This window comes from Brasilonema angustatum (genome assembly GCF_059505445.1).
Window position 1 is genome coordinate 68,787 of record NZ_JCACKO010000151.1, and the last position, 20,885, is coordinate 89,671.

The window sequence follows — 20,885 nt, forward strand, 5'->3', positions numbered from 1 at the left end:
TGGGAACATTTCCAACTGCATAAGTTAATCTCACTGGTATTTATATAATCATTAGGCAGTTTAGTGCCTAGATTCACTACAGCCCTTTCCCCCAGCCCGCGAGCTAAGGGGGTTTTTTTATTTTGCCATAAAGAAAACAGATGCGGTGCTGATAAAATCAGAACGTCTGAGTTGACCTCCTAAAAAAGGGGGTGAATGGGTGCTTTGCCCCATCGCATCCCCAATACTTAATTTTGATGTTTCGTAACCCAGCTTCTCACCACAACTCTGATATCGCTTGATAACGACCCAGAGCTAATAAAGGAAAATATTGTTGATAGAGGTGATACTTCAGATAAAAATGACAAGGAAACCCCGTCCCTGTGAAATCTGCCTCGTACCAAGTCCCATCAGATTGCTGAGTTTCCAACAGGTAGCTAATTCCTCGCTCAATGGCAAGCTTAGCAAACTTGCTAGTTGCTTGACCTGCTGCTATTAAACCTAATATTGCCCAAGCTGTTTGAGAAGCAGTACTAGGACCTTGTCCTTTAAGGGCTGGATCATTGTAGCTGCGACAAGTTTCGCCCCAGCCACCATCTGAGTTTTGACACCCAACTAACCAAGCAGCACCCCGTTCTATACTGACTTGCGTCTTTTCTGGCGCAATTAACGACAAAGCTGAAAGTACTCCACTGGTTCCATAGATGTAATTTACTCCCCAGCGACCAAACCAGCAACCTTCAGTTTCTTGCTCGCGTATGAGATAGCTAATTGCCCGTTCTTGGTTACGTGTATCTATTGACAAATTGCCACTGCCTAACATTTCTAAAACTCTAGCGGTGACATCAGCGGTGTTTGGGTCAATCATGGCTTTGAGGTCAGCATAGGGAAGCAGGTTGAGCCACTCCTGATTATTGTCCAAATCAAATGCTGCCCAACCTCCGGGCTGACACTGCATAGATGCAGTCCAGTTGACAGCACGGGCGATCGCCGCTTGCTTTAATTTTTCATTCGGCAGTTTCACCTCATTGAGAGCCATGACAACAACAGCAGTGTCGTCTACATCCGGATAAAAGCGGTTGTCAAACTCAAACGCCCAAGCCCCCGGTTTTCCTTTTTTATTTTTCATCGCCCAATCACCGTAGTCCAGAATCTGCTTGCTCAACAACCATTCTCCAGCCCGAACCACAGCTGGATGATCTGGTGCCAAACCTGACTCTACCAAAGCTCGCATTGCCCACCCAGTATCCCATACAGGGGAAATACAAGGCTGCACTGTGTAGGTATCAGCAGTTTCTATGGCAAAGTTGTCAACTGCTCGTAGTCCTCGCTCTACAATGGGGTCGGCTGGGTTATAATCCAGAGCGCGCAAAGCTAGCAGTGAATTCAGCATGGCGGGAATAATACCACCCCAATCGCCCGTTGCTTCTTGCCGTTCTAAAATCCAACGCTCTGCAGCTTGAATACCTTCTTCGCGAAAAGGAACAAGATTCAGAGTTTCTGCTAACTTAAAAGTCTTATCGAGAGTAATAAATAAATCTGTCCAATCACCATTGCTGGGCAACTCATACCGGGCTTGCTCGATACCTTCGGCATACAGTTCGTCCAAGGTGATAGCGGGATCAGTCACAAAAACAGGTTTACGGTCAATAACAATCAGTAAAGGAACAGTACTTGACCTTGCCCAGCTTGACATTTCGTAAATGTTAAACACAAAATTATCGGGCAACAACATCACCCAAGGTGGCAAAGAAGGAATGCCTTGCCAGCTGTAGCATCCAATCAGGGCTAGGTGTAACTTAGTGAAAATGCGAGTTTTACTGATACCACCGCGTTCTAAAATAAACTTCCGCGCCTTTACCATTGCGGCATCTGTTTGTGGTACACCAAGCAACTTCAGCGCCATGTATGCTTCAACCGAAGTGCTCAGTTCTCCTCCATCACCGTAGAAAAGTTCCCATCCTCCGTGATCCCGTTGTTGAGAACGTAGGTATGTTTCAACTTTGTGTAATGGTCTTTCTTGGTCTGTTCCCCAAATTTTATGAAGGAGGACAACCTCAGCAGTGATGGTAACATTAGATTCTAACTCCGCCCACCAGTATCCATCAGGATATTGAATGGAAAGAAGATAGTTCTGATTTTTGGCGATCGCATCCTTGACACGGGAAACTGTCTGTTTATCTTGAATTTGCATCCGTTTCCGTTACTCCTCAACCACATCTGCTTCTTGTTAGCTGTAACAAGAAAAATCTTTGCTTCTCTAATCGTGACATTGTAATGTGTTTTCTATGTGAAGAAAACAAAACACAATGATCGGCGAAATTGGACTATGGCTTTCTATTGTATCCTTGGTAATTTGGGTGATATTACTAGGCTTTTGGGGTCAATTTTGGCGCTGTAACCAACGATTATCAAGACAGGAAACAGATTTACAAAAGTTCCCTGCCATTTGTGCCGTAGTTCCTGCTAGAAATGAGGCGGAATTACTTCCTGTGACTTTGCGATCGCTTCTTACCCAAAACTATCCTGGTTCTTTCACTGTCGTTTTGGTAGACGATAACAGTACTGATGGAACAGCAAATATTGCCTCTGGAGTTGCCCAGGAATTAAACAAAACTCAGCAATTACACGTTCTTTCTGGACAACCTTTGCCTCCTGACTGGACGGGCAAATTATGGGCGCTACACCAAGGTATCGAATATGTACAAACCCTGACACAGCCACCAGACTATGTTCTTCTGACAGATGCCGATATTGAACATGATGCTCAAAATCTCCGCTTTTTGGTAACAAAAGCGCAACAAGAGAATTTAGAGCTTGTTTCTCTGATGGTGCTGCTGAGGTGTGAAAGTTTTTGGGAAAAATTCCTCATTCCAGCATTTGTCTTTTTCTTTCAAAAACTTTACCCCTTCCCCTGGGTGAATGATTCTACAAAGTCAACAGCTGCCGCCGCTGGTGGTTGTATTTTAATTGCTAGTAAAGCTTTAACTCGGATTGGTGGTATTCAAGTCGTCCGCAATGCACTCATTGATGATTGTGCCTTAGGGCAAGCAGTCAAGTCTAGCCGTTTTACTCAACTTCCCCTGCTCCCTGCTAAAAGCCCCGTTTCCTCCTCATCTGCTTCATCTCACAAAATATGGCTAGGACTGGACGACTCAACTCACAGCTTGCGATCTTATCCGTCGCTGTCAACAGTTTGGGACATGGTAGCCCGAACGGCTTTTACACAGTTACATTATTCTTTAGGGCTGTTAATTTTAGCAGTCATCGGGATGATACTTGTCTACATAGTTCCACCTGTTAGTGCAATCTTCGGTTTGCTCACCGGAACTTGGCTTGTCGCGTGTGTTGGCTTATTAAGCTGGCTACTTATGAGTTGCGCTTACTTGCCTACGATCCGATTTTATGGGTGTTCACCCTGGTTCGCACTCTGTCTTCCAGGAATTGCGCTCCTATATACGCTTATGACTATAGATTCAGCTGTGCGTCATTGGCAAAAGCGAGGAGGAACTTGGAAAGGAAGAGTATATTCTAAAACGAATAGTGGTAGTTAGCCCAATTAGTCATTAGTAGAACAACTAATGATCCTATGGCTGACGCTACGCCTCACGGCTATCGGGAGAGCCAGATCCGGCAAGAGGGAAATCCTCAAAGCCGCAGCTTGTCTCACTCATAACTAATAACGACCACTACTTTGTTAACTTTATTTGTACTGACCTACTTAACAATTCCCTATTAAGTTTTATGGCTTCAATTGCTCGTAAGAATTTACTCGAAGATATTCCTCGCTTTTTGGTGGCGCAGGCGGGAATTTTATTTGCTGTTAGCCTAGTCACCATTCAAACAGGTCTTCAATATGGATTTGCTCGTTCTTCTACTCAGTTAATCGATCAATCCCGTGCTGATATTTGGGTGTCTTCAAAAAATATGCAGCATTTGGGGCTAACTCTACCAATTCCCTACGAACGAGTCACTAAGGCGCGCAAAGTCAAAGGTGTAGACAAAGCTGAAGCTGTGATTATTGATGGTGGACTTTGGCATGAACTTGCAACAGACAAGATTAGTTCTATTACGCTGGTTGGTGCAGATCCACAGGGGATGTTATTTGACCGAGCAAATATTGTTGAAGGTCGTTTGAATGACTTGAAGCAATCGTTTCGTTTCATGATTGACAAAACTAACCTGGATTCTATTGATCTCAAAAGGTTGGGCGAAGTAGGAGAAATTAACAATATTCCAGCAAAGTTAGTGGGTTTCACTCAAGGGACTCAATCAATTGTCTTTGGTACTTTAATATTCACCTCTTTAGAGACTGCCAATACTTATAGAAATTATGGAACTCAGACAACGGCTTCTCCAAATAACGTGGGTTCCTCTGCAAAGAAACCAGTATCAACAGACCAAATAAGCTTTGTTTTGGTTAAGGCAAAACGAGGTCAAAACATCGCCAAACTCAAGCGAGATTTAGAACAGGCTTTGCCAGATACCCGTGCTTACACTCGCCAAGAAATATCTAAAATCACACAGGAATATTGGCAGGTTCGCTCTGGAATTGGATTTATTCTCGGTCTTGGTGCGGTGGTTGGTGTTGTTGTTGGGGCAGTTGTGGTAAGTCAGATTCTTTACGCTTCTGTCACAGATCACATAAAAGAATTTGGCACCCTCAAAGCAATGGGGGCATCTGATTGGTTTATTTATAATGTGATTATTGAGCAAGCAATCTGGATGGCAATTTTAGGCTATTTACCAGGAATTGCTCTTTGCGTAGGAGTAGCGGCTTGGACATCAACAACACAAGGAATTGTCATTTTAATAACACCAGTATCAGCAGTCATTGTTTTCGGAATTACAGTCTTGATGTGCGTTGGTTCCGCTGTTTTTGCCATTCAAAAAGTTACACGCGTTGATCCAGCAATTGTCTTTAAAGGATAGTTTTATTGGTACTTATTAACTTTACCAAAACTTAGTGTTAATTATGACAAAATCATAATAGTAAGTTTAAAGTCTACTCAAAAGCACTCAACAAATATCAACTAATAATTAAAAACTATATATGACCAAAGAATTTGAGGAGATGGCTGATTATAAAAAGAAATTTGATAAGTTTGCTCAGAGCAAATATCAAATGAATTTCACCACAAGAGGGGCAATAATTGCCAAAAATGTGGGAATGGTTATTAATTCCAAACAACAGCGCCTTCAAATCTTGAAAAAAGTTTACTGGGAGATCCAAAAAGGTGATATAGAAATTTTGATGGGGCCTTCTGGTTCAGGGAAAACAACCTTGCTATCTATTTTAGCGGGACTGTTGACTCCAACGGCGGGGAATGTTTATTTACTTGGGCAAGAAATTACGAGAATGTCTCGAACTCAACTAGCTAAGTTCCGAAGACAGAACATTGGTTTTATTTTTCAAGATTTTAACTTGTTTCCAGCACTAACGGCGATTGAGAATGTAGAAGCAGCCTTGAACGTTAAAGGGATTCGTGGAAGATCAGCACGCAAGGAAGCCCAAGCTTTGTTGGAACAAGTTGGACTGGCTGATAAAGCAAAGCTGCTTCCGCGTGATTTGTCAGGAGGACAAAAACAAAGAGTGGCGATCGCCCGTGCCTTAACTGGTTCTCCACAGATCATTATGGCGGATGAACCAACGGCTGCTTTAGACTCCCACAGCGGACATTTGGTTATGGAGTTACTGCGTGGACTAGCAAAAGAACAAGGTTGCACAGTACTCATTGTGACTCATGATCCCCGGATTTTAGATTTAGCTGACCGAGTAGCGCATATGGAAGATGGAGTACTAAAGTAATAAACAAAAAATCCCTCTTATCCTACCAGGAATATTGGTACAAAAATACTAATAAGATGGTACCGTTGAATATTATATTTAGGTTGCCGATACACATCTTCCAGGGTGATTTATGCACAACCTATTCCAAGCCTTAAAGAAATTTACAAATAAGCAAGAAGTACCAGTTATTAGCCGAGAAGCAGTTCTTTGGGGTTATCGTCTTTTTCTCGATAGAGATCCAGAAGATGAAAAAATCATTTTGGAAAAAATGGCTAGGTTGAAAAATAGGAAAGATCTTAGACAAGACTTTATACAATCTGATGAGTTCAAGATGAAGAATCCATCCTATTTGTCAACAGCATTATCAGGCAATGAACCAGAAATGAAGATTGAAGAAATCTCATCTGAAGCTGAACTACAAATTCTCTTCAAACACATCCAAGACTCTTGGCAACACCTTGGTAAAACAGAACCTTATTGGTCTGTGCTAACATCAGATAAATTTTTACAAGCGAATATTCAAAACACAAACACCATAGCGGATTTCTATGAAAGTGGAGAACATGACGTAAGTCGAATCCTTGAGACACTCGAAAGAAATCAGATAGATTTTACGCTTCTCAAGTCTTGCTTAGAATATGGGTGCGGTGTTGGTCGTATCACTCAATGGTTAGCTAAAGTCTTTGATATTGTATATGGATATGACATATCGCAAGAACACCTGCAAATCGCCAAACAACATGTTGATAGCAAAAACATTCAAAACATATTCTTGCATCAAATAGAGAAATTAAATGATGTAGAATGCCTCCCGAAAGTGGATTTTATATACTCTGTTATCGTCTTACAACATAATCCTCCTCCGATTATTCAATTTATCATTCGACAATTGATTAAGGCACTCAACCCAAACGGAGTTGCACTGTTTCAGGTGCCGACATACAAACTGGGTTACGAATTCTCCCTACAAGAGTATCTCTCAGGAAAAGCCAAAAGAGGTGAGGTTGAAATGCATGTACTCCCACAAAATCAAGTGTTCAAAGCAATTAGACAAGAAGGTGGTAAACTCCTTGAAGTTATAGAAGATGGGTGTACTGGGTTGCGATACAAAGAAATGTCAAATACCTTTTTAGTTCAAAAGGAATAGCAAGCTGATACGCGTATATATTGCACTTGTTTGGATTAAGGCTGTCAAGAGTTAAAACTCAAGAGTCCTTCTAGACTTTTAAGTGTTGTGTGTTCACTCCTTTCACAAATAAATGTGCACTTTGATGGGTAAGCGCTGAGAGGATGTCTGAAAAGATTAAGCAAGATATATTTTGTCATTCTGTTAGCGTAGCGTGCCCGCAGGGCAGTCAAGCAAGCGCAAACGTGTCTACACTACGCTATCGCTCCGTTCAGCATGACATTTTAGACTTCTCAGACATCCTCTGAATCTGTCAAGAAACAAAAGCAAAAACATATTACGTGGTGAGGCAATAGAAGTAAAGTTCTCCAATTCAGTCATAGAAACTACATAAGTGAAATTCTGTCAACGTGGAAATCTTCTAATCTATGAGAAAATCATAGTTTCTCGATGCCTCTTTGCCTGTGCGATATAGAATAGAGATTAGTCTTCCTGTCAGCTTTTAGAAAAATACAGAAACTTAATCTAAAATAAAACAACAGAGCATTAAAATATACACGACATAACGTAAAAAATTGTATTAAATAAAGGCTAACTGCATCTAACCATATGACTTCCCAGATTCGCTTTTTAATCTGTCCTCCTCATTACTACGATGTAGACTATGTGATTAACCCTTGGATGGAAGGGAATATTCACAAGTCATCGCAAGAGCGTGCCGTAGAACAGTGGGACAAACTGCATCACATCCTCAAAGAACACGCAATTGTTGACATAGTACCACCCCAGAAAGGCTGGCCCGATATGGTGTTTACGGCAAATGCTGGTTTGGTACTAGGGAAAACAGTTGTACTGAGTCGTTTTTTACACAAAGAGCGTCAGGGTGAAGAACCTTATTTCAACCAGTGGTTTGAAGATAACGGTTACACTGTCCACGAATTGCCAAAAGATTTACCTTTTGAAGGTGCAGGAGACGCACTGCTGGATCGGGAAGGACGCTGGCTTTGGGCTGGATACGGTTTCCGGACAGAATTAGATTCTCACCCTTACCTGGCAAAATGGCTGGATATTGAGGTGTTGTCGTTGCGACTGATTGATGATCGTTTCTATCACCTAGATACTTGCTTCTGTCCGCTGGCTAATGGTTATCTGCTATACTATCCACCTGCGTTTGATTCCTACTCCAACCGCTTAATTGAAATGCGGGTATCACAAGAAAAGCGGATAGCGATTACAGAAGCTGATGCGGTAAACTTTGCCTGCAATGCGGTGAATATTGAGAGCATTGTTGTGATGAATAAGGCGAGCGAACCACTGAAAGCACGCCTTGCAGAAGTTGGTTTTCGAGTTATTGAAACACCACTGACGGAATTTCTCAAAGCTGGTGGTGCGGCTAAATGCTTGACGCTACGAGTAACTGAACCAGTACGGGAAGAACTTCACGCCAGTGTGTGGGTGGAGAGTCGCGTTTTTACCCTAGAAGGACACTTGCTTGACTCTGGGTTGATTAACCGCGCTTTGGATTTAATTGTCGATAACGGCGGTAGTTTCCAAGTGCTGAATTTCTCATTGGGAGAACAGCGGCAAAGTACATCAGCAGCTAAGGTAAAGGTATCAGCGCCTTCCCATGAGGTGATGGAAAGCATCATATCCCATCTGATTGATTTGGGTGCGGTAGACTTGCCTCAAGATGAGCGCGATGTTAAGTTGGAGCCGGTAACTCAAGCAGGGGTAGCTCCTGATGATTTTTACGTAAGCACGATTTATCCCACCGAAGTGCGGATTAACGGTGAATGGGTGAAGGTAGAGAATCAGCGAATGGATGGGGCGATCGCCATCACTCGGACACCCAAAGGTGTAGTAGCACAGTGTAAACTACTACGCGACGTTGAAGTCGGCGAAGAAGTCGTTGTGGATGTGCTAGGTATTCGCACCATCCGGAAACCCGAATCACGGGAAAAACGTAATGCTGAAGAATTCAGCTTTATGTCCTCGGGAGTTTCCAGCGAGCGACGCGTGGAACTCGTCGTTGAACAAGTGGCATGGGAATTACGTAAAATCAGGGATGGTGGTGGTAAAGTAGTTGTCACAGCCGGACCTGTGGTGATTCACACTGGAGGCGGTGAACATCTGGCACAACTGATTAGAGAAGGATATGTGCAGGCGCTACTGGGTGGAAATGCGATCGCCATCCACGACATTGAGCAAGCGATGATGGGAACTTCTCTCGGTGTGGATATGAAACGGGGTGTGGCTGTACGCGGTGGACACCGCCATCACTTAAAAGTCATTAATACCATTCGCCGTTATGGTAGTATTGCCAAAGCTGTTGAGGCTGGGATCATTCAGAGTGGTGTCATGTATGAATGCGTCCGTAATGGAGTTCCATTCTGTCTGGCTGGCTCGATTCGCGATGATGGTCCTTTGCCCGATACCGAGATGAATTTGATCAAAGCCCAAACCGAATACGCCCGACTGCTCAAAGGTGCAGATATGATTTTGATGCTGTCGAGTATGCTGCACTCAATAGGTGTGGGGAATATGACTCCGGCTGGCGTGAAGATGGTTTGTGTGGATATTAATCCAGCTGTGGTGACAAAGTTGAGTGACAGAGGTTCTATAGAATCAGTTGGTGTGGTGACAGATGTTGGGTTGTTCCTGAGTTTGTTGCTACAGCAATTGCAGAAGTTAACTAGTCCCTATACTGCTAAAGTGAGTTAAGAAAGTAGAAAGTAGGGTGGGCGGCATTGCCCACCTTGTGTTTAAAAAATGAACCGCCTTAGCAAAGCGTGTCCGCAGAACATAGACGAGCTAGTGCGTTGGGGAGGACAGTGCCGGGGTGAGGCAGCGCGGTCTTGGGGGTTTCCACGCCAGGTGCTACAACGGGGGGAACCCCCGCAACGCACTGGCTCCCCATGAGCGACTGCCGAAAGGGTTTCCCGACTTGAGGCACTTGTCCGTTGAGCCAGTACTGCAGGAGGGAAACCCTCCGTAGGTATCTGGCATCCGGCTTTGCCGACTTGTAGCAACTGGCGTGCAAAGGACGCCAAGGAAAAACGAAAGAAGAAAGAAATGTTGCCAGGATTAGTTTTCAAAAGAAGTTCTTCTACTCAGCACTTTCAAATTCGTTGGGTGAGTGCCATTGCTGATTTTTTATTAGCAGGGATGGTGGTAGGACCACTTGTAGCTCCATTTCTTGCCGCGTCTGGGTTGCCGATGTTACCCGTAATTGCGAATATTATTTATTTCATGGGCATTCATGTATGTCCGCAGCCGGATATGGGCGTAGCATTGTCACCACCGTATATTATGGCTGTCTGTATGCGTTGTTACGGTACTGTAATAGGGTTGTTGATAACGCGTCTGTTATATGGAGTTACAGGTGGGAAAGGTTTTTACTGGTTAAGTCAGTATGGTTGGAGTGGTGCGGCGCTTGCTAGTGTATTAATGATGGCTTATCCACTGGAATTGGCAGCAGAGGTTTTGGGTTGGTGGAGTTTTGATAATTACGTTGTTACACCTTTTGGGTTAATCACTGGTTTGGCGTGGGGTTTATTTACTATGCCAATATTACACGAGTGGCGGCGAACACGTATTCATCAGGAGTTTGGGGCGTGACAATAAGCGAATTTGTTCAAAAATAAAAACTCGTAGGCGTGGTAAACGCTCACCACATTTACCACGCCTGCAAACGAATTGAATCACACAGTCAATTTACTCTTATCCAACCGTTCCAGCGGGGAAGGAAGTTGGGAAGCTGATTTCCCAGGCAGGACTACCAGTTTTGGGGAGTGCGCTCGCCTGTGCTAAGTTAGTACCATTCATCTGCCAAATAGCAGTCTCATCAGTACCAGAGTTGCGCCAGAGAATGTCAACCTTACCATCGTTTGTAAAGTCTGCCAGTCCTGCGACTTGCCAACCAATATCTAGTTTGTTGAGCGCGATCGCCTGTTTCTGAGTAGTACCATCCATCTCCCAAACAGCATTCTCACCTGTTTTGTAGTTACGCCACAAGATGTCTGTTTTGCCATCACCTGTAAAGTCTGCCTCACCCGCAACATCCCAACCAGTATCTGTAAGTGTAGGCAGTGGGGTCTTCTGTTGTACAGTAGTACCATTCAACTGCCAGATTTGATTTTCACCAGTACTCTTATTGCGCCAGAGAATTTCGTCTTTGCCATCACCTGTAAAATCTGCTAGACCTTTGATTTCCCAATTTGTATCGGGAAGTGCTTCCAGCACCACCTTAGCTCCTACAACAGTATTACCGCTAGCATCAGCGTTCAACCCCCAAATTGCATTTTCACCTGTGGTCTTGTTGCGCCACAGAATGTCTGTTTTGCCATCACCTGTGAAATCTGACAGACCTTTGACTTCCCAACTCAGCTGAGCCTCTGGGTCAAGAAAAGTTAGCTTTTGTATAGTAGTACCATTCAACCCCCAGATACCGTTCTCGCCAGTAGCATAGTTGCGCCACAGAATGTCTGTTTTGCCATCGCCTGTGAAATCTGCTTGACCTTGGATTCTCCAGGCAGTATTTTTGGTTGGCTCAAATGCAGTCGCTTGTTTGAATGTAGTACCATCAAGCTGCCAAATAGCAGTCTCATCAGTTTTGTAGTTGCGCCACAGAATATCTGGTTTGCCGTCCCCAGTGAAATCAAGTTTAGCGGGATTTTTCGCATTAGCTGAAGCATTCCCACTCACATTAACAGTGACGCTACCAGTCAGTTGTAAAGTTGGATCGCCTTGTGAGCCACCATACTCTACGATATAACCCTGAGGTATATACTCTCCACTTTCGACAACGTCGGAAAGGTCATTCCATTTACCTTGTTTATCTGAACCAATGGCGGAGTTACCAATAACGTGGGCGTATTTTTCGATGCCATTAAGGTTGTTCGGTTCACCAAATGCCCAGTCGCTGTATTGACCATTAACTGCACTACCATCTGCACCTCCACTCCAAAACGCGGTTCCAGCCTCTGGTCCTGTCACCCAACGCCAGTCTCCCTCAGTGGCAGCATCACTACCCCCTATCCAGCCGTTTCCTTGAAGTTTGCCTTGGATGAAGTTTTCTTCTTTGTCAGAGGTGATAGTTCCTAGGTAACCTTTGAGTCCCAAGTAGTTACGACTAGCAGCTGCAGACTGAGCATCCGTCCAGGTAATATTGGGAGCCGAGACAAACTCGTAGAAGTGGTTGTTATCTGCACTTCCTAAGGTTGTTCCCAGAGTAAATTCAATACCACGCGCTGCTGTAGTGGGGGTGTTACTGGTATTACTGTAAGTAACTTGGCGCAGTGCATCCTGGTAAGCACTGCTGGAAGCTGCGCCAGTTATGCTTAAAATCCCTGTTGTTGTGTTGTAGTTCCAGTTCAGACCATTGATAGTGCCAGTGGTACCGTTCTGTCCGTTAATCCCAAGCTGGTCTTGATCTTTGTTGAAATTAGAGTTGATAATGACCGATACACCATTTAAATTGCCATTATCGGCGTCAGAAATAGTTAAATTGGCGGCAACAATTTGGGGAGTAGCGGCAGCCGTATAGTTGGTTGTTCCAGAAACGTTTAAAGTCTGTACCATGGCTCATCCTTTGTTAAGAAAAAGTATTTTGGAAAAGATTTGGGTTGACTACATAGTAATGCAAAATACCTATGTTGTAGATGCTACTGACAAAGCAAATTAGCTTGCTAAAATATTGTATAAACTAATACGAAATATAGTCAACTCACTTTATTATAAAATTAAATGACGTATGATCAATTACATAAAAAAAATAGAAGATAATATCAAGTATAGTGTCACAAATGATTATTCTACCTGCATTGTAGCTTCTTTATTCCAAAAAATGGCTTAGATAATAACTGAAACTTTGGTATAAGAAAACTTTAAAAATGAGAACGTGCACTTTTGTGTCGCACATTTTTCTGACATCACGTGTGAATTGTATAAATTACAATTCACAAGATAGCGACACAGCATTGCTGTGTGTTCTATCTAATTGAATACAGCTATCAAAATGACCAATAACAACCACCCTGTTGTCGAACGCTGTACATATTTAGCCTAAGCATCAGCGGACACTACGGAACCACTCAGTAATTCCATCACTTATGACTTTTGCCAACTTCTTTTGTTCCTGAGCATTCGTCACCCACTCAAATTCATTAGGGTTGCTCATAAAACCTAATTCCAGCAAAACTGAAGGTGCACTTGCTGGACGTGTCAGTGCTAAATTATCCCAAAAGACCCCATAGGATGGTCGTCCTAACTTGCTAACAACATACTTTTGCATAAAGACTGCAAAGCTGTGAGCTTGGGGATGATACCAAAAGGCTGCCATTCCCTTGATTTTTTCAGCATCACCTTCATCGGGTAGGGAGTTGTAATGTATGGAAATGGCGATCGCTGGTTCTTCTTTATCAATAATTGCCACACGATCAGGTAGCGACACTTCCTTATCATCTTGCCGTGTCATCACCACTTTCGCCCCTTGCTTCACCAACTCATCGCGCACCAACTTGGATACCACCAGATTGACATCTTTTTCCAAATAACCTGTTGGTCCCGATGCACCAGATTCTTTACCTCCATGTCCTGGGTCGAGTAAAATCTTGATTCCAGATAACGGCTTTTGTATGGCGAACATCCCCCTTCTTTCCCTAGTATTAGCAGAGGAGATGAAAGGAGAGTGACGTAAAGATAGCACCAGACTTGTGTTGTCGTATCTCAGCTTATACCCCCACTGTTGAGCTTTTTTGAGGTTAAATATGTACTGTACTCCTGGCTGTCCCCCTGGGACAGTGGGTGGTAATTGTTGCCAATCTAAGCGAGAGATCAGAGGATCATCATCTAGGCGGATTATATCTGTCTGAGCAGTGGTGTTATGAAGAGTGAGAGTAAAAGTCTGGTCATCTTGCTGCACACTCACAGGGACAGGAACTTGCAGTGGGAAAACCATTTCTGTCACACTAGGAAGTCTACGATAGCCAACACTGCGGATGATACTGTGTGGAGGAATTGCTCCTTGTAAAAGACGAGTTTCCTTACTATTGATCCAAGCACCATAGTCCAAACGCAACCACTCACCTTCGTGTCCTGTAACTGCTGCTCGTGTGCCTTTGGGTAGAGGTGTTAGTCTAGAATAATCTGTACTCGGACCAGTGCGCGCAACTCCAGAGTCTGCTATAATTTCCACGACTTCCAACTGTGCAGGTGAGAGGATGCTGATTTTTCCAGTTCCTTGTTGAGTTATTGTTTTACCATTCAGGGTGAGTTGGAATTCTGGTTTACCCAAATCTATATTTTTGGTCTGGTTCTCGCCAATAGCAGCAGAGACAGTGTTGTTGGTATACAGTTGAGGATTAAACTGAGGAACTGTCGTACAACCCTGATACTTGCCCGCGTTAGACTGGGTTGAGGGTTGATTTTGCCCTGTTAAGGCGGCAGAATTTGCTGGTAGTTGTGCTTGTTGAGGTTGCGGTAAAAGGGAAATAGTTTGATTTGCCAATTTTACAGAAACAGTCGTCGCATTCGGTGCGGCGAGACTCCCAGAGGGAGTCGCCCAAGGGGCGATCGCACTAAAACAGATTTGTTCTCCTGGTAGTTTGGCAATATCCACAGCTGGTGTGAGAGAATCTTTTGCAAAGGCTAATCCCTGTGGGACTTCCGGTTGAGTGGAAACTCTTGTCACCCGAATCTGGATTTGTTGATTTTGATAGCGGACAGTAAAAAGATTTTCTCCCAACTGTAAGGGGAAACTTGGGGCAAAATTACCAGACTTACTACGAGTTACTGGCTGATCATTGATCAGAACCTCTCCACTTGATGGTGCTGTCCCAAGAAAGAAAATTTTCTGTGCAGAAGTCTGGTAGTTTGTTTTTGGAAAAACAACCTTCAGTGATTGTTCTTGAGCCAAAGCGATAGAGGGGGTGACTATAGAACTTAATAAGATTAATCCTAAAAGTGATCTCACGTCAAAATAAAAGAATAATTGATAACAAGAGCGGAGTTAAGCACCTTCCCCTAAATGTATGGGGGTTGAATTCAAAAATAAATTTATAATTTTAAATTTATAATTTTGAATTTTGAATTCCCGAACGGGGTGACTGTGGCACAATGGCGGGGTGTATTTCTAGAAGTTGCGCGAAATTAAAAGTACTATGACTAAGTTTGTATTTGTAACTGGTGGTGTTGTTTCTAGTATTGGTAAGGGAATTGTAGCAGCAAGTCTGGGGCGATTGCTCAAGTCAAGAAATTATTCAGTCTCAATTCTCAAACTCGACCCCTATATTAATGTTGATCCCGGAACCATGAGTCCTTTTCAGCATGGAGAAGTATTTGTGACTCAAGATGGTGCTGAGACAGATTTAGATTTGGGACATTACGAACGTTTTACTGATACCTCTATGTCCCGGTTGAACAGTGTGACGACTGGTTCAATTTATCAAGCCGTCATTAATAAGGAGCGTCGAGGTGATTATAATGGCGGCACAGTCCAAGTCATTCCCCACATTACAAACGAAATCAAAGAACGGATTCTTAGAGTTTCTAAAGATACTACACCTGATGTGGTTATTACAGAAATTGGAGGGACAGTAGGAGATATTGAATCACTGCCGTTTTTGGAAGCAATTCGTCAATTTCGCAAGGATGTAGGACGACAAAATGTCGTGTATATGCACCTGACTTTGATACCGTGGATTGCCTCAGCGGGTGAGATGAAAACTAAGCCAACACAGCACTCGGTGAAAGAACTTAGATCAATTGGTATTCAACCAGATATTTTAGTTTGTCGGTGCGATCGCCCACTGCCAACAGCACTAAAACACAAATTATCTGAATTTTGCGATGTACCAGTAGAATGCGTCATCCCATCTCAAGATGCTAAGAGTATCTATGAAGTTCCCCTGAATTTAGAACGAGAAGGACTAGCACAACAAACACTAGAGTTGCTGAACATGGGACAGCACCAACCTAATTTGGTACAGTGGCAAACACTAGTAGAAAAATTATACAGTCCTACTCATCGAGTGGAAATTGCGATTGTCGGTAAGTACGTGCAGCTGAGTGATGCCTATCTTTCAGTTGTCGAAGCGCTGCGTCATGCAGCAATTGCAATGAGTAGCGAACTGCACCTGCGTTGGGTAAATTCAGAACAATTAGAAACTGAAGCAGCCGAAACCTATCTCGAAGGTGTGGATGGAATAGTAGTCCCAGGAGGTTTTGGCGTCCGGGGGGTAGATGGTAAAATTGCTGCAATTAGATACGCTCGAAGAAGCGAAATCCCATTCTTAGGTTTGTGCTTAGGAATGCAATGTTCAGTCATAGAATGGGGACGAGACGTAGCCGGATTACAAGATGCTAACAGCGCCGAATTTGATCCACATACACTAAACCCAGTCATTAATTTATTGCCAGAACAACAGGATGTCATGGATTTGGGCGGAACAATGCGCTTAGGTTTATATCCTTGTCGCTTACATCCTAACTCTTTGGCTTTCAAACTTTACCAAGAAGAAGTTATTTATGAACGCCATCGACATCGCTACGAGTTCAATAACTCTTACCGCAACGTCTTTATAGACTCTGGTTATCTTATTAGTGGGACTTCTCCCGACGGACGCCTAGTAGAAATTATCGAAATTCCTAATCACCCGTTTTTTATAGCTTGCCAATTTCATCCAGAATTTCAATCATCTCCCAGTGCACCTCATCCTTTATTTAAAGGTTTTATCGAAGCGACAATTGCTCGTTATTACCCCTGTTCTGAGGTACATACACCACTGGAAGTTTTTTAAAGGGCAATTATAGCAATTCTATTTGATGTGCGTGAAAAAGTGCTTGCGCTTTGTGCATAAGTCGCGCTTGCTCAAATTCCCGACTTCTAAAAGAAGTCGGGAATCTTCTTGTTCACAAATGATTTAGGAGTGCTATAGCCCTCTTCTTAGGAGTGGTATAACTACGTAATAATTTCGCTTACGATATTTTAGATATACTGATGAACGTTCTGACAGTGAACACTTAACATTAATAAGTTGCAATTTTCAGGCACCATAAGTCAATTGTGTAAGCAAGCGTGTCGCAGGTATACAAAGTAGCGGACAAGGGAAGGACTTAGGAATCTCAACCACATTCAGTACTCGGTTAGAACGCAACTTAGTATTACTGATGATTTTTCCATGTATATACACAATTCTGCAAGTCATGCTAAATTTGAGAACTCGTTATGAATCCTAAGCGTGAGTTAACCATTACGAGCAATGATTTCAATCATCTCACTGCGAGTCAATTCATGTTTCCCAGCGACTTGAGCCAGTTTTTCCCAAGCTGTATCTGTGAGTCTGATAGATCTTAAACGTTTCGGCTCAGAATCATAATCTCGCTCAAACTTACCGGAATTCTTACGGTTACGTCTAGAAGATTTCTGCCTTGTACCTGAATATTGATCTGCGCTTAAATACTTCTGAGTCTGATTTGCAGTCAATAAATTAATCAGGTTGTTAATCAGGCGCTCCCACTCCATTGGTAAAATATCATTGGCATGAAGTATTTCCTCAATCAAGATAAAATGTACTAACGCCCCGACAAAGACTCGCGCAGCAACTTCTGGATCAGGTAAATTGAGTTCAGTACGAGATCTGAGGAATTGAGACAAATCCTCTAAGAATGGTTTTTCAAGGTTAAGAACAAAGGCACGCGCTAACTCTGGAAAGCGTCCAGACTCACCAATTACTAAGCGGATTAATCCTAACACCTGTTGGTCACCCATAATGTTGTTTAGCATACTCAATGCCAAGTGACGCAGGATAACAGATGCCTCACCTTCCATCAATTGAGCTTTTTGCGGGTTAAATGATGCATAATATTTTTCCAGTATCAGTTGCTGTATAAGAGCAGTAAACAGTCTTTCCTTGTCTTGAAAGTGGCTGTAGATAGTTGTTTTAGATACACCTGCTGCTGCTGTCACTCGATCCATTGTTGTCGCAGCATAGCCATGTGCCAAAAACTCTTGCATTGCACCTGCCAGAATAGCATCCACTTTTTCGTCTGACAGCTTACGATCCAAATTATTAGCTTCTGTCTTTCTCATTTTTTCATCTCTTGCTTTTAGCGGGTTATAGGTGTTTGCAACCCTGCAATCAAGGTTTCCTGTGGGAATATAACAATCCTCCCTTATGCGGAATGTATGCAGCTGAGGGGCGAAAATTTTATTGAAAGTTTGTACTATACAGTTTAGTTTAAAAAAAGAAATTAAACTATTTAGTTTATTTTGTCCCACAGGAAGTACCTTATGCTGCGTGATGCAACCGCTAGCGGTTCCTCATTTTTTAAGCATAGCCGTCGCCCACTGACAATACTGGCAGTTGTCATAACATTTGTTGTTGCAGGGGTGACAACATACAGATTCTGGCAGTTACACTCACACAAGTCTAATGAGATCCAAAAGTCTCGCCCCAGCATTCCTAAAATCATAAAAGTCGTTGCTTTAGGAAGGCTAGAACCACAGGGAGAGGTGATTAAAGTTTCTGCACCAACATCTAGTCAACAGAATCGAGTTGGACAATTGTTAGTCAAAGAGGGGCAGGAAGTTAAAGCAAGTCAGGTGATTGCTATTCTTGACAGCAAAGATCGTCTTCAAGCTGCTGTTATCAAAGCACAGCAACAAGTGAAAGTGAAACAGGCAAACCTTGCTATGGTGCAAGCAGGTGTAAAACGCGGTGAAATTGAAGCACAAAGAGCTAGGGTTGACGAATTAAAGGCGCAGTGGCAAGGTGATAAGACAGCACAACAGGAGGCGATCGCCCGACTCAAAGCACAGTCCAAAGGCGATAAAATAGCGCAACAAGCAACTGTTGAGAAATTGCAAGCCCAATTCAACAACGCTCAAGCCGAATATAGCCGTAATCAGCAACTCTACTCGAATGGTGCAATTTCTAAATCTTCATTTGATAGTAAGCGCCTGAATGTAGACACTGCAACACAGCAACTCAAAGAAGCCAGAGCAATACTCACCCGTATTGATGGTACGAGTAGCAGCCAAATCAGCGAGGCTCAAGTTGTTCTCACCCGCATTAACACAACGCTTAGTAAACAAATCAGCGAAGCTCAAGCCACACTCCAGAAAATAGCTGAAGTACGTCCAGTAGATGTGGAAGCTGCAAAAGCAGAAGTTGATGATGCGATCGCACAGGTGAATCAAGCTCAGAAAGATTTGCAACAGGCTTACGTGCGAACACCCCAAAATGGTCAGGTGTTGGATATACACACACGTGCAGGGGAAGTGGTGTCGAGTAATGGTATTGTTGAGATTGGACAAACCAGCCAAATGTATGCTGTTGCAGAAGTTTATCAAAGTGATATCAGCAAAATCCGTATAGGGCAGGATGTGCGGGTCATCAGCGATTCTCTACCTGGTGAATTACAAGGAAAAGTCGAGCGGATAGGCTTACAGGTGCGTCGGCAGAGTGTCGTCAATACCGATCCTAGTACCAATATTGACTCCAGAATTGTGGAAGTGCATATCCGACTCGATCAGACATCAAGCCAGAAAGCTGCTCAGTTTACCAATTTACAAGTTAAGGTGGTGATTTCACTTTGATTGGATTCATACAACAGTTACACCAGCGAATACCTCTGGGATGGTTGCAACTGAGTCATGAAAAAAGCCGTCTGCTTGTCGCATTATCAGGTATTGCTTTTGCTGATGTGCTCATGTTCATGCAGCTTGGCTTTCAGACTGCACTTTATGACAGTAATACTCGCCTCAACCGAGTTTTGCAAACAGACATTGTTTTACTCAGTCCCAAAGCTCGTAATATGCAAAATCTGTCTACATTTTCCCGGCGGCGACTGTACCAAGCTTCCTCGATATCAGGAGTAAAGTCGGCAGAAGCATTGTATGTGAGTTTCATCACCTGGAAAAATCCCCAAACCCGTCGTGAAGCTTCCATTCAACTGCTAGGGGTTAATCCTGAGCAACCAGCTTTTGGGCTACCAGAAATAAACCAACAGTTGGATAAGATTAAGTTAGCAGATAATTTCTTATTTGACAAAGGTTCTAGAGGGGAATATCAACAAGTAATTGCTGATATTGAACAAGGTAAAACTGTTACTACCGAAGCAGAAAATCATACCATTACTATTAATGGCTTATTCAAATTGGGGACTTCCTTTGGGGCTGAGGGTAACCTGATTACCAGTGATCAGAATTTTCTACGCCTGTTTCCCGGACGACAAGCAGCTAGTATTAATCTGGGTTTAGTTTATCTTGAACCGGGCTACGATCCACAGCAAGTTGCAACAGCATTAAGAGCTTACTTACCCAATGATGTCAGAGTTTTGACTCATGAAGAATTTATCCAGTTTGAAGAAAACTACTGGCAGACAGAAAGCCCTATTGGCTTTATCTTTGGTCTCGGTGTATCAATGGGGTTTATAGTCGGCATCATTATTGTTTATCAAGTTCTTTCTACTGATGTTAATGCACACCTGAAGGAATACGCAACCTTAAAAGCAATGGGATATCATAATTTATACTTTTTAGGAATTATTTTTGAAGAAGCTCTTATCCTCGCATTTCTCGGTTTTATTCCAGGAACAGTAGTTCCTTTGGCACTTTATTATTTAACAAGAACGGCGACAAATTTGCCCATATACATGACTTTAACACGAGCTTTGGTGGTGCTCATATTGACAATCATTATGTGTGTGATTTCTGGAGCGATCGCCACCCGCAAACTCCAAGCTGCTGATCCTGCGGATATGTTTTAAAGAATAGTCATTAGCCATTAGAATTGTAAGTTAGGTTAAAAAGAATAGAGTTTGTAGAGACGTTGCCCTCCGGGGAGAACCTTCGGTTCCGCTAGCCCCTAAGGGGGTGCAGCGCAAACGCGCTCCGCCAGTCGCCTGGCTGTCGGGAAACCCTCCCGCAGCGCTGGACTCACATGCAACATCTCTACGCGTGTGCAATTTCTAAAAACAATCCTTAAC

At 43.1% G+C, this 20,885-nt stretch carries 13 protein-coding genes; 9 read left to right on the top strand and 4 right to left on the bottom strand.

From position 1 onward, the window contains the following. Positions 1-256 precede the first annotated feature (256 nt). The gene (gene shc, locus AC5JM2_RS32520) at positions 257-2,173 is read right to left on the bottom strand and encodes a squalene--hopene cyclase (RefSeq protein ID WP_495839790.1); all 1,917 of its coding nucleotides are present in this window, start codon (positions 2,171-2,173) and stop codon (positions 257-259) included. Positions 2,174-2,288: 115 nt separating this feature from the next. Between shc and AC5JM2_RS32525 the strand changes: the two genes are divergently transcribed. The 6 genes from AC5JM2_RS32525 (at position 2,289) to AC5JM2_RS32550 (ending at position 10,514) form a co-directional block, all read left to right on the top strand. Further along, a complete protein-coding gene (locus AC5JM2_RS32525) occupies positions 2,289-3,533 on the top strand; it encodes a glycosyltransferase (protein ID WP_495839792.1) in 1,245 nt (414 codons plus the stop codon). Positions 3,534-3,723: 190 nt separating this feature from the next. After that, the gene (locus AC5JM2_RS32530; protein ID WP_495839794.1) at positions 3,724-4,911 is read left to right on the top strand and encodes an FtsX-like permease family protein; all 1,188 of its coding nucleotides are present in this window, start codon (positions 3,724-3,726) and stop codon (positions 4,909-4,911) included. A 121-nt stretch (positions 4,912-5,032) separates the two neighbouring features. After that, positions 5,033-5,788: an ABC transporter ATP-binding protein gene (locus tag AC5JM2_RS32535; protein ID WP_244838653.1), complete on the top strand. Its 756-nt coding sequence runs from the start codon at positions 5,033-5,035 to the stop codon at positions 5,786-5,788. 112 nt (positions 5,789-5,900) lie between these two features. Next, the gene (locus AC5JM2_RS32540) at positions 5,901-6,917 is read left to right on the top strand and encodes a class I SAM-dependent methyltransferase (protein ID WP_495839797.1); all 1,017 of its coding nucleotides are present in this window, start codon (positions 5,901-5,903) and stop codon (positions 6,915-6,917) included. A gap of 588 nt (positions 6,918-7,505) precedes the next feature. Beyond that, the gene (gene argZ, locus AC5JM2_RS32545; RefSeq protein WP_495839799.1) at positions 7,506-9,617 is read left to right on the top strand and encodes a bifunctional arginine dihydrolase/ornithine cyclodeaminase; all 2,112 of its coding nucleotides are present in this window, start codon (positions 7,506-7,508) and stop codon (positions 9,615-9,617) included. 351 nt (positions 9,618-9,968) lie between these two features. Then, on the top strand, positions 9,969-10,514 hold the full coding sequence (locus AC5JM2_RS32550) for a DUF2085 domain-containing protein (RefSeq protein WP_495839801.1): 546 nt from the start codon (positions 9,969-9,971) through the stop codon (positions 10,512-10,514). A gap of 102 nt (positions 10,515-10,616) precedes the next feature. On the opposite strand, the gene AC5JM2_RS32555 is transcribed toward AC5JM2_RS32550, so the two are convergent. Continuing rightward, entirely contained in the window at positions 10,617-12,476 is a 1,860-nt protein-coding gene (locus AC5JM2_RS32555) for an FG-GAP-like repeat-containing protein (protein ID WP_495839803.1), read from the bottom strand. Positions 12,477-12,966: 490 nt separating this feature from the next. After that, on the bottom strand, positions 12,967-14,868 hold the full coding sequence (locus tag AC5JM2_RS32560) for an N-acetylmuramoyl-L-alanine amidase (protein ID WP_495839805.1): 1,902 nt from the start codon (positions 14,866-14,868) through the stop codon (positions 12,967-12,969). 187 nt (positions 14,869-15,055) lie between these two features. Between AC5JM2_RS32560 and pyrG the strand changes: the two genes are divergently transcribed. Continuing rightward, positions 15,056-16,693 carry a CTP synthase gene (pyrG, locus tag AC5JM2_RS32565; RefSeq protein ID WP_495839807.1) on the top strand — a complete coding sequence of 546 codons (1,638 nt, stop codon included), beginning with the start codon at positions 15,056-15,058 and terminating at the stop codon, positions 16,691-16,693. Positions 16,694-17,139: 446 nt separating this feature from the next. Here pyrG and AC5JM2_RS32570 read toward each other — a convergent pair whose 3' ends face one another. Next, positions 17,140-17,985: a TetR/AcrR family transcriptional regulator gene (locus AC5JM2_RS32570; RefSeq protein ID WP_495839809.1), complete on the bottom strand. Its 846-nt coding sequence runs from the start codon at positions 17,983-17,985 to the stop codon at positions 17,140-17,142. A 201-nt stretch (positions 17,986-18,186) separates the two neighbouring features. Between AC5JM2_RS32570 and AC5JM2_RS32575 the strand changes: the two genes are divergently transcribed. Beyond that, positions 18,187-19,494: an ABC exporter membrane fusion protein gene (locus tag AC5JM2_RS32575; protein WP_495839811.1), complete on the top strand. Its 1,308-nt coding sequence runs from the start codon at positions 18,187-18,189 to the stop codon at positions 19,492-19,494. Further along, a complete protein-coding gene (gene devC, locus AC5JM2_RS32580; protein WP_495839813.1) occupies positions 19,491-20,666 on the top strand; it encodes an ABC transporter permease DevC in 1,176 nt (391 codons plus the stop codon). Before AC5JM2_RS32575 ends, devC begins: the two co-directional genes overlap by 4 nt. Positions 20,667-20,885 lie beyond the last annotated feature (219 nt).